The sequence below is a fragment of the Archangium sp. genome, assembly GCF_036388035.1.
Classification (GTDB): Bacteria; Myxococcota; Myxococcia; order Myxococcales; family Myxococcaceae; genus Archangium.
In genome coordinates this window covers 1-16,044 of sequence record NZ_DASVSO010000729.1, presented here as the reverse complement: position 1 = coordinate 16,044, position 16,044 = coordinate 1, and the positions used below count along the sequence as shown (strand labels likewise).

Genomic DNA, 16,044 nt, shown 5'->3' with positions numbered 1-16,044 from the left:
CGAGGTGCTCCACTGGCGTCACGGCCTCCCGCGTGTGGGCATGCTCGATGCGTTCAAGACCGTCGAGGACCTGAACCTCATCCCCGTCCCCCGCTCGTACCAGCCCGACGCCCACCTCTTCGACGAGCGCTTCCTGTTCGTCGGCCCCTCGATGCCCCCGCGCAATGACCAGGGAGACTTCCCCCTGGAGCAGCTCGACGGCAAGCCCGTGTTGCTCATCTCGCTGGGCACCACGGTCATGAACCAGCGGCCCGACTTCTACAAGGCCTGCTTCGAGGCCTTCCGGGACTCCCGCTGGCAGGTGGTGATGGCCTGCGGCAAGTGGATCGACCCCGCCTCGCTCGGTCCCACGCCCTCCAACTTCATCGTCCGCCAGCGCGTCCCTCAGATCGACGTGCTCCAGCGCGCCCGCGTCTTCCTCACCCACGCCGGCATGAACTCCACCATGGAGGGCCTCTGGCACGGCGTGCCGCTGGCCGTCTTCCCCCTGATGTTCGATCAGCTGCTCAATGCCTCCCGCGTGGCCGAGCTGGGACTGGGCTTGCAGCTCACGCCCGCGGACTCCACCCAGCCCAAGGTGCTGCGGGACCTCGTCGAGCGCCTCGACACGGACGCGGGCTACCGCGAGCGCGTCTCCGAGTTCCGCACGGCCCTCCAGGAGGCCGGAGGTCCCCGCCGCGCCGCCGATGCGCTCCAGCAATACGTCGCCGCTCGCCGCGGCCAGGCCGCCAGCTAACCCGCGTCCACCTTGAACTCGCGCGGCCCCGTGGAGTCGTCGGGCGTCACGGTGAAGGACACGCGGCCAATTTCCCGCCCGTCCTCCGTCTCCATGGAGACGCGCCAGTCGCCGGCCCGGGGGTTCGTCACGTACGCGAAGGTGCGGTAGCCCCGCTCCCGCCCGCCCTGCTCCAGGTACAGGCCGCCGTAGGCGTGGTACTCCGTCCAGCCCTTCTCCGCGTCGTCGTAGGACCAGCGGATGACGAGCCGGGTGCCCCGGTCCCCCGCGGACAGGGGCTTGAAGCTGCCGGGCGCGAAGACGCTCGCGAAGAAGTAGACCTTGTCGCCAGGACGCGCGCGGAAGTCCTGGTCCCCGCGCTCCCAAAGCCTCCAGTCGGAGCGCTCGTGGAGCAGCCGGTAGTCCTTGCCCCTCGGGCCCTTCACCACCTCCACGCCGTGGTAGATGCCGCTGGAGAGCATGGACAGCGGCACCGGGGGAATCGCCTTCAGCGCGTACAGCCCGAGCAGCAGCACCTGCACACCGAGCCCCGGCAGGGCCACGTGCCGCAGCGTGCGCCCCCGGTCCCCGCTCCACGCGCGCACCAGCAGGGTGAGGAACAGGGTGGCGATGCAGGACAGGCCCACCGCGGCCACGAACAGCCGCCCGCTGAAGTAGCCGAGCAGCACCGGCAGCAGGTAGGCGAAATACGAGGTGACGCAGAGGCTGTAGAGCCCCACGCGCACCAGGGGCCCCCGCGCCCGGAAGCGCGGCAGCTCGTTGACCACCAGCAGCCCGAAGAGGCCCGCGAGGAACAGGAAGGCCGTCAGCCCGGAGGCGCTCTTGAAATAGAAGAGCGTGTAGGGACTCAGCAGGCCGCCGAGGAAGAAGTGCAGCGCGTCCTCACGGAAGCGCCACACCCGGGCCAGCCAGCGCGGCGGCTCCACGCCCCAGCTCCAGCGCAGTTCCACCAGCAGCAGCAGGCCCAGCACGCCCAGGTACGTGCCCTGCTTGGTGAGCAGGAACCGGTTGTCGATGCGCGGCAGCGTGAGGATGTCGTAGGCGAAGCCCGCGAAGAAGAAGAGCGCCAGCTCCCACTTCGCGTAGCGGGCCCGGAAGTCCCGCACCCGCTCCTTCAGCCGGGGCGGCTCGGAGACCGCGACGAGCGCCACCGGCTCCGGGCTCGGGGGGAGCTCGGGGGCGGCGCTCGTCTCCTCGGGGGTACGCGGTGTTGCCGTAGCCAAAACGGTCAGGCGGGCGTCTTGCCAGACACCATGTCGGCCAGCTCGCCCCGCTCCTCCAGCTCCATGAGGATGTCCGAGCCCCCGACGAACTTCCCGTTGATGAACACCTGGGGAATCGTGGGCCAGTTGCTGTACTCCTTGATGCCCTGGCGCACCTCGGGGTCGGCCAGCACGTCCACCGTGTGCACGTCGCCGTGCTGCTGGAGGATCTGCAGCGCCCGGGCGGAGAAGCCGCACTGCGGGAAGAGCGCGTTGCCCTTCATGAAGAGGACGATCTTGTGGTTGCGGATCTCCTCGTCGAAACGGGCCTTCAGGTTCGGATTCATCGTGGCGTCCTCGTCAGCGAGACCCGAGCTTCTTCCATTGCTCGGGCGAGTAGGTCTTGAGGGCGAGCGCGTGCAGCTCGCCCGTCTTCAGCCAGTCCTGGAGGGGCGCGTACACCATCTGGTGCTGCTCCACCATGGACTTGCCGGAGAAGGAGGGGCTCACCACGCGCGCCTCGAAGTGGTCTCCGGTGCCGGTGGTGTCGTTCACGTCCACTTCCGAGCCGGGCAGCGCGCCGAGAATCCTCTGGCGGATGGCATTCGGGTCGAGCATCAGTTCAGTCCCTTTCCCTTCGCGAGCATGGCGGGATCCACGCCCATGCTCTTCAAGGTGCTGTCCCATAGCAGACCCGGGTCCCCTTCGAGCACGGGACGTGCGGACGCCTCGGTGTAGAGCCAGGAGCCGGAGGCAAGCTCGCTCTCCAGCTGCCCCGCGCCCCAGCCGGCGTAGCCCAGGCAGAAGCGCAGGTGGCGCGAGGGATCCATCAGCAGCGGTCCCAGCGTGTCCAGGGTGAGGCTGAGGAAGAGGCCGGGCACCACCTCGTGCTTCTCCGTCACACGCTCATCGTCGTGGAGGACGAAGCCGCGATGGGGCTCCACGGGTCCGCCCATGAAGACGAGCTGGCTCACCCGCTCGGGGGAGATGCCGATGGACTGGTTCTTCGCCAATTCGCCCAGCGTCAACGAGGCGCCCCGGTTGATGATCAGCCCCATGGAGCCGTTGTCCCCATGCTCGAGCATGAGGACGACCGAGCGCCGGAAGGTCGATTCCCCCAACTGGGGCATGGCCACTAGGAAGCCGGGAGCAAGTGTCTGCACAGAGGGAAGTGTCCGCCCTTCCCTCCCTCCGCGCAACCGATTCGTACCCGCTCGGACGTCAGTGCCAGCTCCGGTGACTGGACTTGAGCGCCTGCGCCAACTTCTCCGGCGCCAGCGGCTTGCCGATGAACAGATCCGCGCCCAGTCCCTTGCACTTGCGCGCCATGGACGCGTCGCTCATGGCACTCACGCCGATGAGGACGGACTGGGGGAACTTCTCGCGCAGGCGGGCCATGAGGTTGGTGCCGCTGCGGCCGGGGAGGAAGACGTCCACGATGGCCGCGTCCATGCGCTTGTTGCGCACGGCGAACTCGGCCTCCTCGGCACTGCCCACCGGGAGCGGCGCGTACCCCCACTGCGTCAGCAGCTCCACCAGCAGCTCGCGGTGGGCGGGGTCGTCCTCGACGATGAGCACCGAGCCCTTCACGGGCTCCAGCTTCAGGTTGTCGTCGGTCTGCTTCCCGGAACGGGCATGACCCGTGGCGATGGGAAGCTCCTCGTTGACGATGGACATGTCGGATTCCCGGGCAAGAGGTTTCGTGTGGTGGCAACGGCCACCCCCATGCTCGGAATTCCACACCCACAACGTCCGCCAGGGAGGGCCGCTGCCCCCCTCAGGTACGGCGCGGCCCGGCCCCGAGTGCCTGGGAAGCAAGCGAGGCACCGAGCACCAGCAGGACCAGCAGCCCCCAGGCGGGCAGCACCACGCGCGCGCCGCCCTCGTAGATGAGGGCCGCGTAGCTGGTGCCGAGGTAGCGGCCGAGCGACATGGGCTCCATCCGGGCGATGCCGAAGAAGCTGACGGTGGACTCGGTGAGGATGGCGGTGGGCAGGCGGCTGAGGAAGACGGCCAGCACGAAGGGGCGCAGCGCGGGCCAGAGGTGGACGCGCAACAGGTGCCACCGGCCGGCGCCCAGGGCGCGCGAGGCGGCGATGAACTCCTGGCCCTCCAGCGTGGCGAGGCGGTTGCGGAACATGCGCGCCGGCCCCGCCCAGCCCACCAGGGCCAGGGACACCACCATGAGCCCGAAGGGCCCCAATCCCCCCGCCTGGCCCGCGTCCAGCATCGACTGGCCGGCGAGCTGGAGCACCATCACCACCAGCACGTCCGGCAGCGCGAAGACGGCGTCCACCGCGCGCAGCACCCAGTGCTCCACCGTGTCTCCGGCGGCCCGGGCCAACATGGCCACGGAGAGCCCCACCGCGGTGGACAGGGCACCGGCGACGAGCCCGATGGCCAGGGAGACCCAGAGGCCCCCGAAGGCCAGCTCGCACACGGTGCGGTCGGGTCGCGTGGGGTCCATGCCCTTGGGGCAGGTGCGGGCGAGCTCCTCGGGGAAGACGCGGGCGGCGAGCCAGCTCGTGAGGCCCAGGCCCACGAGCAGCCCGAGGCCTACCCAGGCCCGCGTGGGTACCCGGTGGACGCTCATGTTCGAGCCTCCCGCGCCCTCGGGTCCACGAGGAGGCGCACGAACTCCACCGCCATGCCGACGACGACGAGCAGCGAGGCGAAGACGGTGGTGGCCACCACCACCACGGCCACCTGCTTCTGCAGCACGGCGAGCACGTAGAGCTGGCCGAAGTACGGCAGGCCGAAGACGCGCTCGGCGGCGAAGGAGCCGGCGAGGAGCGCGGTGGCCACGGGCCCCACGGCGTCCAGCAGCGCGGGGAGCACGTTGGGCAGCACGTGGCGCCACAGCACGGCGCGCGGCGGCAGGCCCTTGCTGAGCGCGGTGCGCACGTAGTCCCGGGCCAGCTCCGTCTCCAGCGCATCCGCCACCAGCGTGCCGAGGAAGATGCCCGGCCAGACGGAGATGACGAGCGCGGCGCACAGCTCGGGCAGCAGGTGTCCGCGCTCCACCACGGCGGGCGCGAGCAGCAGCGCGGGGATGAAGACGGGCGTGCCGAAGGCCACGGCCGGAATCGCATCTCCGAGCACGGACAGCCGGCCGCGTCGCCAGCGGGCCCGCAGCAGCGCGAAGGCCAGGGCCCACCCGAGCGCGAGCACCAGGGCCACGAGTCCCACGCCCACGCTGCCGGAGAGCTTGAGGAGCAACTCATCTCCAGTGACACCCTGGGCACTGGTGCCCAACCGCTGGCCGGCGAAGAGCTTCTGCCACGGGCGGAGGAAGCCGAGCGGCTGCCCCAGGCCGAGGTCCTTCCGGTAGGAGGCGAGCACCTCGGGGGACACCTGCCGCTTGGACTCGTCCTCGGTCGTCAGCGGCAGCGCGGCCATGAGGAAGTAGGACGCGAGCGCGACGATGGGCACGAGCACCAGTTGCCGGCCGATGCGGAGGAGCGCGGGAGACATGGCTCAGCGCCCCTCCGCGGGAGGCCCCAGGCGCAGCTCGCGCAGGGAGAGGAAGTTGAAGGGGTCCACGTCCACGCCGTGCAGGGAGGCCCGCGTCCGGAAGTAACGGTCCGGGTGGTACAGCGGCGCGATGACGGCCATCTCGTCGAGGAGCACCGCCTGCGCTTGCGAATAGAGGGCGCGCGAGCGGACCTCATCGGGCTCGGCATCCGCCTCGTCGAGCAGCTTCTCGAAGCGGTCCATGGGCTCGCCGCCCTTCTGCGTCTCCCAGCCCGTCTGGTGGAGTCCGTTGCGCTCGAAGAGGGTGAAGAAGGTGTTGGGGTGCGCGTAGTCCGCGCCCAGCCGGCGCAGGTACAGGTCGTAGGCCCGAGGACCCTCGGGCGTGCGGCGCGCCACCTCGGCGGAGAAGTCCGAGCGGGCATCCACCGTCACCCGCACGCCCACGGCGGCGAATTGCGCGACCAGGCGCTCGGCGATGGCCACCTCGGGCACGAAGGAGTCCCCCGAGCGGTAGAGGAGCCGCAGCGGCCGGTCCAGGCCGGGCACCCCGGCCAGCGCCTCACGGGCCCGCTGGGGCTCGAAGTGGGGCAGGCGCGCGGCGTCCTCGGGGGTGGCGGCACCGGGCAGCTCGGGCGGGAGGAAGACGTGGCTGGGGCGCGCGGCGGGCAGCAGGCCCTTCATGAGCGCCTCGCGATCAATGGCCCGCGCGAGGGCCCGGCGCACCTCGGGCCGGTCGAGCGGGGGACGCTCGGTGTTGAAGGCGAGGAAGTAGGTGGAGAGCAGCGGCTCGCGCTGGAGGTCATCCGGGCGCCGCCCCTGGAGGGCCACCGCGCTGTCCACGAAGACGAAGTCCACCCGGCCACGCTCGTAGAGGGCGGGGCCGATCTCCGACTTCAGGAGGGTGAGGACGGGCGCGGGGCGCTCCCCGGGCTCGAGCGCCGGCTGGAAGGCGGAGTGCGGGTTGTGGACGAGCCGCACGCGCTCACCGGCGCGGTCCCAGCGCTCCACGCGGTACGGGCCGAGCGCGAGGGGCCGGCCCTCCCGGGGCCGGTCGAAGTAGTCCTGCACCGCGTCCTCGGACCTGCCGGCGAGGTCCACGGAGGGCGTGGGGAAGAAGAGGTAGACGTTGGCAAGGCGGGCGAGAAAGTAGCTGCGAGGCCGCGCGAGGGTGACGCGCAGGGTGTGTGAATCCACCGCCTCGACGCCCACGCGAGCGAGGGCGGCCTTCACCCGCTCGGCGGGGGCGCCCTGGTCCTGGAGGGCGAGCACCTCGTCGGCACCGAGGAGGTCACCCAGCTCCCCGCGCTCGCGGCCCTGGAGGGCGCGGTGCCAGCCGAGGACGAAGTCCTGGGCGGAGAGGGGCGTCACCCCATCGGACCAGCGCACGTCCTGGCGGAGGTGGAAGGTGTAGACCTCGAGGCCCTCGGCGGTGCGGGAGCGCTCCCAGCGCTCGGCGAGCCCGGGCCGGACGGAGTGGTCGGGCCCGAGCGTGGTGAGCCCGCGCTGGGTGGCGAGCATGACGGGGTAGTTGGCCCAGCTATTGGGGTCCGAGTAGCTCCAGTCGAGCGTGGTGGGCATCGCGGGGACGACGACCTTCACCCCCGGGTCGGGCTGGAAGCCGCACGGGCCACAGGCCCCGGCCGCGAGCACCAGGGCGAGCACCAGGGCGAGTCGGGGGAAGCGAGCGCGGAGAGCCACCGGGAGGGGTTGTATCGCGTCGACCGGGGCCCGTGGGGTCCCGCGTGCGCCCCCCTCCCCTCTCCCCCCGGAAGAGGAACGGGGCGAGGGTGCCTCGCCTCCCAGGTTGCCCCCAAAGACAACGGGCCCCGGAGAGCACTCTCCGGGGCCCGTGAATCACTTCAGCGCTCGACCCGCTACGCCGGAGCGCCAGCCGTCGGGTTGCCCGCCATGTCCGAGCCCTTGCTCGACTCCGACCTGCGGCCGAACTCCTCGGGCTTCTCGAGGACCAGCGCCTCGCGCAGCACCTCGTCCACGAACTCCACGGGGACGATGCGCAGCTGGCTGCGGATCTTCTTCGGGATGTCCTTCAGGTCCTTCTTGTTGGCCTTGGGGATGAGGACCGTCTTGATGCCCGCGCGGTGGGCGGCCAGGGTCTTCTCCTTGAGGCCGCCGATGGGCAGCACGCGGCCGCGCAGGGTGATCTCACCCGTCATGGCCACGTCCTTGCGCACCTGGACGCGGGTGAGCGCGGACACGAGCGCGGTGCACATGGTCACACCGGCCGACGGACCGTCCTTGGGAATCGCGCCCTCGGGCAGGTGCACGTGGATGTCGTAGTTCTCGAACATCTTGCGGTCGATGCCGAACCGCTCGGCGCGCGAGCGCACGTACGACATGGCGGCCTGGGCCGACTCCTGCATCACCTCGCCCAGCTTGCCGGTGATGATGAGCTTGCCCTTGCCCGGCATCACCGTGGCCTCGGTGGTGAGGATCTCTCCGCCCATCTCCGTCCAGGCCAGACCCGTGACGATGCCCACCTGGTCCTCGCGCTCGGCCACGCCGTAGCGGAAGCGCGGGGTGCCCAGGTACTTCATCGCCTGCTTGCGATCGACCACGATGTCGCGCTTGCCGTTCTTCAGGATGTCGCGAGCGATCTTGCGGTACACGCCGCCGATCTCACGCTCCAGCGAGCGCACGCCCGACTCGCGCGTGTAGCGGTGGATGATGGTCCGCAGCGCGTCGTTGGTGATGTCGATCTTCATCTCCAGGAGCCCGTTGGCCTCCTGCTCCTTGGGGATGAGGTAGCGCCGCGCGATGTTCAGCTTCTCCGGCTCGGTGTAGCCGGCGATGCGGATGACCTCCATGCGGTCCTGGAGGGGACCGGGGATGTTGTGCATCGTGTTCGCGGTGCAGATGAACATCACCTTCGACAGGTCGTAGTCCAGGTCGAGGTAGTGGTCGTTGAAGTTGTGGTTCTGCTCGGGGTCGAGCACCTCGAGCAGCGCGGCGCTCGGGTCGCCACGGAAGTCCGTGGACATCTTGTCGATCTCATCGAGCAGGAAGACGGGGTTGTTGCTGCCCGCCTTCTTCAGCGACTGGATGAGCTTGCCCGGCATCGCGCCGATGTACGTGCGCCGGTGGCCGCGGATCTCCGCCTCGTCCCGCACGCCGCCCAGGGACAGGCGCACGAACTTGCGGCCGGTGGCCCGAGCGATGGAGCGCGCCAGCGACGTCTTGCCGACGCCCGGAGGCCCGACGAAGCAGAGCACGGGGCCCTTGAGCTTCTTCACCAGCTGCTGCACGGCGAGGTACTCGAGGATGCGCTCCTTGGGGCGCTTGAGGCCGTAGTGGTCCTCGTTGAGCACCCGCTCGGCCTCGACGACATCCAGGCGATCCTGGGTCTCCTCGTACCAAGGGAGGCTGATGATCCAGTCGATGTAGTTGCGAACGACGGTGGCCTCGGCGCTCATCGGGCTCATCATCCGGAGCTTCTTCAGCTCCTTCTTGACCTTGAGCGTGGCCTCCTTGCTCATCCGCTTGTTCTTGAGCTTCTCCTCGATCTCCTGGATCTCGTTCTTGAACTCGTCGCGCTCACCCAGCTCCTTCTGAATGGCCTGCATCTGCTCATTCAGGTAGTACTCCTTCTGGGTCTTCTCCATCTGCTTCTTGACGCGGGTGCGGATCTTCTTCTCGACCTGCAGTATCTCGATCTCACCCTGCATCAGCTCGTAGAGCTTCTCGAGCCGCTTGGCGGGGCTCTCGGTCTCGAGCAGCGCCTGCTTGTCGTTCAGCTTGAGCGAGAGGTGCGCGACGATGGTGTCGGCCAGGCGCGCCGGGTCATCGATGCTCGCCACCTGCATGAGCATCTCGGGCGGAATGCGCTTGTTGAGCTTGACGAAGGCCTCGAAGACCGAGTGCACGCTGCGCACGAGCGCCTCGAGCTCCACGGACTTCTCGCTCTGCTCCTCGACGTCCTCCACCTCCACCATGAAGAAGGCGTCGTTGGGCTGGAACTTCTTCACCTTCGCCCGGCGCACGCCCTCCACGAGCACTTTCACGGTGCCGTCGGGCAGCGGGAGGAGCTGGATGACGTGCCCGATGGTGCCGAAGTGGAAGATGTCCTCTGGCGTCGGGTCATTCGTCTTGGCCTTCTTCTGGGCGGCCAGGAGGATGACGGCCTTGTCGTCGGGGCCCTTGTGGGCCATCGCGTCCTTCAACGCCGCGATGGACTTCTCCCGGCCGACGAACAGCGGGACCACCATGTGCGGAAACACGATGATGTCGCGCAGCGGGAGGAGCGGAATCGTGCTCCCACGCTTCTGGGCATCCCTCTTGTCGTCTCGTCCGAAGAACATGTATTCGCCACCTGCCTGCTTGCCACTCGAGGTTGCAAGCCCCTGGAATGTTGCCCGCCCGCACACCCAGAGTGTGGGCAGGTAAGACGGTCTCTATAACACGGCCCCTTCGGCGGCCGTTCCCCGGGTGAAAGATGGGGAATGTTGGCCTGCAAGCAAGGGAACACCCTGGGGCCGTCGGGTGTCCGCCCGGTGCTTTAGCGGCCCCGGGTTACGCTCGCCGTGAATGCGTGCGTGTCCGCTTGGACGCCTAGTGCCAAGAAGAGGAAGGAGTACAGGTCCGCGATGGACTCGATGGCCTTGGCCACCTGATCCGCTCCGCCGTGGCCCGCGTTGGCCTCCACCCGCAGCAGCGCGGGCGCCGCATGGCCCGCGTTCTGTACCGCGGCAATGAACTTGCGAGCATGCAAGGGGTCGACCCGATCGTCGTGGTCGGCGGCCATCATCAGGAGGGCCGGGTAGCGCACGCCCGCCTTCACGTGGTGGTAGGGCGAGTAGGCGTGCAGCACCCGGAAGTCCTCGGGGTTCTCCGCGGTGCCGTACTCCGGAATCCACGTCTTGCCACTGCCGAACAGGTGGTAGCGCACCATGTCCAGCAGGGGCACCGAGCACACCACGGCCCCGTACAGCTCGGGCCGCTGGGTCATCGCCGCCCCCACCAGCAGGCCGCCGTTGCTGCCACCCGAGATGGCCAGCTTCTCCGGCCGGGTGTAGCCCTCGCGCACGAGGAACTCGGCCGCCGCGTGGAAGTCGTCGAAGACGTTCTGCTTGCGGTGCAGGCGACCGGCCTCGTGCCACTCCTTGCCGTACTCGCCGCCCCCGCGCAGGTTGGCCACCACGTACACGCCGCCGGCGTCCAGCCAGGGGTAGATGCTCGAGCGGAACGACGGCAGCATGCTCACGTTGAAGCCGCCGTAGCCGTTGAGCAGCACCGGATTGTCGCCGTCCTTCTTCAGGTCCTTGCGGTGGACGACGAAGAGGGGCACCCGCGTGCCGTCCTTGGAGCGGCAGAAGACCTGCTCGACGGTGTAGCGCTCCGGATGGATGGGCAGCTCCACCCGGGCCCACAGCTCCACCCGCCCGGTGGCCACGGACGTCTTGTAGACCTGCGGCGGGGTGCTGAAGGAGCTGAAGACGAACCAGGCCTCGTCCCGGTCCTCCAGGCCGAAGAGGTTGCTCGCCGCGCCCACGCCCGGCAGCGCCACGTCGCGCACCGGCTGGCCCTCGAGCGTCACCAGCCGCACCCGGGTGGTGGCGTCCTTCAAGTAGGCCAGCGCCAGGTGGCCGCCCACGATGTTGATGCCCTGGAGCGCGGCCGTCTTGTCCTCGGGGACGAGCTCCTTCCAGGCCGAGCGCTCGGGCCTGTCCGGCGACACCTTGAAGACGCGCTCCATGGGGGCGCCCTCGTCGGTGAGGACGTAGAAGGAGTCCTGCCAGACGTCCACCGAGTACTTCGCGCCCTGGCCCTTCACCAGGAGGCGGAAGTCCTTCTCCCCCACCCGCTTCCACCAGACGTCGTTCTCGCTCCAGCCGCGGGTGACGTAGGCGAAGAGGTACTTGCCGTCCCGGGTGACGCCGCCGTTGAGGAACGTCTTCGGGTCCCCGGTGCGCTCGTGCACCACGGGGTCGGACGTGGGATCCGTGCCCAGCCGGTGCAGGCGCAGCTCGGTGTAGCCGGGCCGCTCGGCCACGGGGATGGAGGGGTCCGTGGGCAGCCACGCGTAGTAGAAAGACTGGTTGTCCGGCGTCCAGCTCGGGGAGGCATACTTGGCGCCCTCGATGACATCCACCTCCGACCACGTGCCGGTGTCCACGTCCAGCACGTGGAGGGTGGCCTCGTCGGCGGCGTTGGGCTTGCGGGAGAAGGCCAGCTTGCGGCCATCCCACGAGGGCGACCACATGCCCAGCGACACGGTGTTGCCCTCCGAGTCCCAGGTGTTGGGGTCGAGCAGCACCCGCTCCTCGCCCTTCTCCCCCTGGCGCCAGTAGAGGACGGCCTTCTCCTTGTCCTTGTGGGTGCGGACGTAGAAGTAGCGGTCGCCGCGCACGGCGGGGGCGGACACGGACTCCACGTAGAAGAGCTCGGCGAAGCGCTGCTTGAGCGCCTCGCGCCCCGGGAAGCGCGCGAGGTGCTCGCGGGTGAAGGCATCCTGCGCCTTCATCCAGGCCTGCACCTCGGGGGACTTCTCGTCCTCGAGCCACCGGTACGGGTCCGGCACCTCCACCCCGTGCAGCGTGTCCACCACCGCCTCGGCGCGCGTGGCTGGTCGGTTCATCCGCTTCGTCTCCATCGGTGTGAGAGCACAGAAGGCGACGCCCCCGGCCGTCCCACGAGAAAAGGGGGACAGGCGGGGGCGCCGTTCAGCCGGAGGGCCGGACGCGGAGGCGCTAGGCGCTCTCCTTCTTGGGCTCCGTCTCCTTGTTGTCCTGGGAGTGGAGCACCACCGGCTCGCTCTTCTTGAGGATGACCTCCTCGGAGATGACGACCTCGCGCGCCGTCTTGCGCGAGGGCAGCTCGTACATCACGTCCAGCATCGCGCTCTCCAGGATGGAGCGCAGACCGCGCGCTCCGGCCTTGCGGCGGATGGCCTCGGAGGCAATGGCCTTGAGCGCCCCGTCCGTGAACTTCAGCGAGATGCCGTCCAGGTCGAAGAGCTTCTTGTACTGCTTGGTCAGCGCGTTCTTCGGCTGGCTGAGGATGTTCACCAGCGAGGACTCGTCCAGCTCCTCGAGCGCCGTGACGATCGGCAGACGGCCGATGAACTCGGGGATCATGCCGAACTTCAGCAGGTCCTCGGGCTCCACGTGCTTGAGCAGCTCGGTGAGGTTGCGCTGCTTCTTGGACTGGATGTCCGCGCCGAAGCCCAGGCTGCGACCGCCGAGCCGCCGCTCGATCACCTGCTCCAGCCCGCCGAAGGCGCCGCCGCAGATGAAGAGGATGTTCGTCGTGTCCACCTGCAGGAACTCCTGCTGCGGGTGCTTGCGGCCCCCCTTGGGCGGCACGTTGGCGACGGTGCCCTCGATGATCTTCAGCAGGGCCTGCTGAACGCCCTCGCCCGACACGTCGCGGGTGATGGAGGGGTTCTCCGACTTGCGGGCGATCTTGTCGATCTCGTCGATGTAGACGATGCCGCGCTGGGCCCGCTCGATGTCGTGGTCGGCCGCCTGGAGCAGGTTGACGATGATGTTCTCGACGTCCTCACCCACGTAGCCGGCCTCGGTGAGGCACGTGGCGTCCGCGATGGTGAAGGGCACGTTGAGGATGCGCGCGAGCGTCTGCGCCAGCAGCGTCTTGCCGCTGCCGGTGGGGCCGAGCAGAAGGATGTTGCTCTTCTGCAGCTCCACGTCGTCCATCTGCACCTTGGACTCGATGCGCTTGTAGTGGTTGTGCACCGCCACCGAGAGGACCTTCTTGGCCCGCTCCTGGCCGATCACGTACTCGTCGAGGATGGCCTTGATCTCACTGGGCCGAGGAATCCTCAGCTTGGTGTCCTTGGTCTCCTCGCGATCGATCTCCTCCGCGATGATGTCGTTGCACAGCCCAATGCACTCGTCGCAGATGTAGACCGTCGGTCCCGCGATGAGCTTCTTCACCTCTTTCTGCGACTTGCCGCAGAAGGAACAGCAGAGGGACTGGTTGTCTCGCTTCTCCACGTTCTTGCCCGCCATGTATGGCCCTCGCTGCGACTGCCTGGAGGTGCGCTCCCCAACCGGCCCGCCCCCCTACCCACAGCCAATCTAGTCAGCCCCCCTCGGGGGCGTCCACGCGCCTGCGGGGTACTTAACACCCCAAAACATCCGGCGCAGAAAACAGAAGCCGGAGACGCGGTGCAGCATTCCCCGCGACTCCGGCCCGTATGCCCCGTCAGCGGGGCGTCCTACTTGCGCTCGCCCGGAGGAGCCGCGACCGGCTTCCGGGGAATCTGCACCTCATCGAGGATGCCGTAGGCCTTCGCCTCGGTGGCCCCCATGAAGTAGTCGCGATCCGTGTCCTTCTCGACACGCTCGATGGCCTGGCCGGTGTGCTTGACGATGAGCTCGTTGAGCTTGGAGCGCATCCTCAGGATTTCCTTGGCCTGGATTTCGATGTCGGTCGCCTGGCCGCGCACCCCACCGAGCGGCTGGTGGATCATGATGCGCGCGCTGGGCAGGGCGTAGCGCTTGCCCTTGGCCCCGGCCAGCAGGAGCACGGCCCCCATGGAGGCCGCCTGCCCCACGCAGATGGTGGACACGTTGGGCTTCACGTACTGCATGGTGTCGTAGATGGCGAGGCCCGCCGTCACCGACCCGCCCGGCGAGTTGATGTAGAGGTTGATGTCCTTGTCCGGGTCCTCGGACTCCAGGAACAGGAGCTGGGCGACGATGACGTTGGCCACGTCATCGTCGATCTCCGTGCCCAACATGACGATCCGGTCCTTCAGGAGCCGGCTGTAGATGTCGTACGAGCGCTCCCCACGGTGGGTCTGCTCGATGACGTAGGGAACGGGCATGAAGGGCATGACAACCTCGCGAAGGGTCCGAAGGAGTAAACCGCCTTAGGAATACTTCGCCTGACCCTTCAGGAATTCAATCGTCTTTTCTTCGCGGAGTCGGAGGCTCAACCCCTGACGCTCCTGCGGGCCCTTGAAGTACTTGCGGACGACGGCGACGGCCTGGTTGGCCTCCTTGGCCAGCTCCTCGATCTTCTTCTCCACGTCCTCGTCGGAGGCCTGGATGTTCTCCTTCTGAGCAATCGCCTCGATGAGGAGCGCGCCCTTCACCTCCTGGAGGGCCTCCTCACGCAGGTCCTCGCGCAGCCGGTTGAAGTCGAGGTTGAGCTGACGGGGGTCCATGCCCATGCGGGCCATGGCGCGCAGCCGGTTCTCCAGCATGTTGTCGATGGTGCGCTCCACCATGGACTTGGGCACCTCGAAGGCGTTGCGCTCGATGAGGGCCTTGAGGAGGGCGGCGCGCTCCTCCCCCTGGGCCTTGGTGCGCTTGCCCGTCTCCAGGTCCGTGCGGACCTTGGTGCGCAGCTCCTCGAGCGTCTGGGCCTCGCCCGTCTCCTTGGCGAAGTCGTCGTTGAGCTCGGGGACGACCTTCTTCTTCAGGGCCTTGACGTCGAACTTGAAGCGGGCCGTCTTGCCCTTGACGTCCTCCACCCGATAGTCGGCCGGGAAGGTGTAGTCGATCTCCTTGGACTCACCGACCTTGGCGCCCTCGAGGGCGGCGACGTTGGACTCCACCAACTCGCCGGCGGTGATCTCCACGGTGACGCCCTCGGCCTTGCTGCCGGGGAACTCCTTGCCGTCCACGGTGGCCACGTAGTCCACGGTGGCGAAGTCACCCGTCTGGGCCACGTCGCGGCCCTCCACGGGCTCCAGGCGGGCCATGCTCTGGCGCACCTGCTCCAGCCGGTCCTCCACGTCCTTGTCGGCCACCTGCGTGTCGGGGCGGGTGAGCGGCAGGCCCTGGTAGTCCTTGGCCTCCACCTTGGGCTTCACCTCGACGCGGGCCTCGAAGGAGAAGGGCCCGTCGGCCTTGAGGCCGGAGTTGTTCGTCACCTGGGGAGGCGCCACCGCCTCCACCTGGTGCTCCCGGACGGCCTCCAGCCAGGCGTTCTGCACCACGCGCTGGATGACCTCGTCCTCCACCTGCTCGCGGAAGCGCTGCTCCAGGATGCGGCGGGGCACCTTGCCCTGGCGGAAGCCCGGCAGCTTCACCTGCTTGCCGAGCGCGGCATACGCGCGGGTGAGTTCCTCGACCACGCGGGCGTTCTCAACCTCGATGGAGAGCTTCTTCTCGACGGGAGAGAGCTCCTCGACCTGGACCTTCATGGGTGCCTCGTTCGCGCCGGGCACAAGGTGAACGCCGGCGTGTCGAATGGGTGAAGACGGTGAAGATGTGGGACGTGCGCCTTTAGGAGATAGGCCCGGCCCGGTCAACGCGAAATGGCCAGAATGGGCGAGGAGGGACTCGAACCCTCACACCTTTCGGTACCAGATCCTAAGTCTGGCGCGTCTACCAGTTCCGCCACCCGCCCGGGCGCACTCCGTGCGTTCTACCTCGAAAACCGGAGCCCGGAACATGCGAATCCAGGGCCCCAAAAACAAACCGGGGCCCCTTCATTGCTGAAGGGGCCCCGGCGATGAGAGCGGAGGGAATCGAACCCACAACCTATGGATTAAGAGTCCATTGCTCTGCCAATTGAGCTACGCTCCCGACTCTTTGCCGCCGGCGGTTCGTCACCGCGCGTCGACGGGGACGGCTTGTACGAGGCCTCGCCGTCCACGTCAAATGCTTTTTTTCGAACCGCTCCGCAACCCCTCCACGCCCC

14 protein-coding genes and 2 tRNA genes are annotated in these 16,044 nt (G+C 68.4%); 1 reads left to right on the top strand and 15 read right to left on the bottom strand.

Annotation, left to right across the window (positions count from 1 at the left end; all coding sequences use genetic code 11):
* Positions 1–736 (top strand): nucleotide disphospho-sugar-binding domain-containing protein (locus VF697_RS30060; protein ID WP_331100268.1); only part of this gene is annotated, 736 nt, incomplete at its 5' end.
* Here the strand turns inward: VF697_RS30060 and VF697_RS30055 are convergent.
* The 15 genes from VF697_RS30055 to VF697_RS29985 all read right to left on the bottom strand — a co-directional run bounded on the left by VF697_RS30055 (position 733) and on the right by VF697_RS29985 (position 15,929).
* Entirely contained in the window at positions 733–1,887 is a 1,155-nt protein-coding gene (locus tag VF697_RS30055) for a DUF2914 domain-containing protein (RefSeq protein WP_331100267.1), read from the bottom strand. The two genes, VF697_RS30060 and VF697_RS30055, sit on opposite strands and share 4 nt — an antisense overlap.
* Positions 1,888–1,964: 77 nt before the next feature.
* On the bottom strand, positions 1,965–2,285 hold the full coding sequence (grxD, locus tag VF697_RS30050) for a Grx4 family monothiol glutaredoxin (RefSeq protein ID WP_331100265.1): 321 nt from the start codon (positions 2,283–2,285) through the stop codon (positions 1,965–1,967).
* 13 nt (positions 2,286–2,298) lie between these two features.
* On the bottom strand, positions 2,299–2,556 hold the full coding sequence (locus tag VF697_RS30045) for a BolA family protein (protein ID WP_331100263.1): 258 nt from the start codon (positions 2,554–2,556) through the stop codon (positions 2,299–2,301).
* Positions 2,556–3,101 (bottom strand): YqgE/AlgH family protein, encoded by a 546-nt coding sequence (locus VF697_RS30040; protein WP_331100261.1) that lies wholly within the window; start codon positions 3,099–3,101, stop codon positions 2,556–2,558. The genes VF697_RS30045 and VF697_RS30040 overlap by 1 nt, the downstream gene beginning before the upstream one ends.
* A gap of 58 nt (positions 3,102–3,159) precedes the next feature.
* The gene (locus tag VF697_RS30035; RefSeq protein ID WP_331100259.1) at positions 3,160–3,615 is read right to left on the bottom strand and encodes a response regulator; all 456 of its coding nucleotides are present in this window, start codon (positions 3,613–3,615) and stop codon (positions 3,160–3,162) included.
* Positions 3,616–3,715: 100 nt separating this feature from the next.
* A complete protein-coding gene (locus tag VF697_RS30030) occupies positions 3,716–4,531 on the bottom strand; it encodes an ABC transporter permease (protein ID WP_331100257.1) in 816 nt (271 codons plus the stop codon).
* On the bottom strand, positions 4,528–5,412 hold the full coding sequence (locus tag VF697_RS30025; protein WP_331100256.1) for an ABC transporter permease: 885 nt from the start codon (positions 5,410–5,412) through the stop codon (positions 4,528–4,530). The genes VF697_RS30030 and VF697_RS30025 overlap by 4 nt, the downstream gene beginning before the upstream one ends.
* Before the next feature lie 3 nt (positions 5,413–5,415).
* On the bottom strand, positions 5,416–7,110 hold the full coding sequence (locus tag VF697_RS30020) for a peptide ABC transporter substrate-binding protein (protein ID WP_414641357.1): 1,695 nt from the start codon (positions 7,108–7,110) through the stop codon (positions 5,416–5,418).
* A gap of 176 nt (positions 7,111–7,286) precedes the next feature.
* Positions 7,287–9,728: an endopeptidase La gene (gene lon / locus VF697_RS30015; protein WP_331100254.1), complete on the bottom strand. Its 2,442-nt coding sequence runs from the start codon at positions 9,726–9,728 to the stop codon at positions 7,287–7,289.
* A 197-nt stretch (positions 9,729–9,925) separates the two neighbouring features.
* The gene (locus VF697_RS30010; protein WP_331100253.1) at positions 9,926–12,004 is read right to left on the bottom strand and encodes a prolyl oligopeptidase family serine peptidase; all 2,079 of its coding nucleotides are present in this window, start codon (positions 12,002–12,004) and stop codon (positions 9,926–9,928) included.
* Positions 12,005–12,116: 112 nt separating this feature from the next.
* Complete coding sequence (gene clpX / locus VF697_RS30005) at positions 12,117–13,397, bottom strand: ATP-dependent Clp protease ATP-binding subunit ClpX (protein ID WP_331100251.1); 1,281 nt, start codon at positions 13,395–13,397, stop codon at positions 12,117–12,119.
* A gap of 209 nt (positions 13,398–13,606) precedes the next feature.
* A complete protein-coding gene (gene clpP, locus VF697_RS30000; protein ID WP_331100250.1) occupies positions 13,607–14,227 on the bottom strand; it encodes an ATP-dependent Clp endopeptidase proteolytic subunit ClpP in 621 nt (206 codons plus the stop codon).
* Between the two features lie 36 nt (positions 14,228–14,263).
* Positions 14,264–15,544, bottom strand: coding sequence for a trigger factor (tig, locus tag VF697_RS29995; RefSeq protein WP_331100249.1), 1,281 nt, complete (start codon positions 15,542–15,544; stop codon positions 14,264–14,266).
* 124 nt (positions 15,545–15,668) lie between these two features.
* Positions 15,669–15,750, bottom strand: a tRNA-Leu gene (locus VF697_RS29990).
* Between the two features lie 106 nt (positions 15,751–15,856).
* Positions 15,857–15,929, bottom strand: a tRNA-Lys gene (locus VF697_RS29985).
* Between the last annotated feature and the right edge of the window lie 115 nt (positions 15,930–16,044).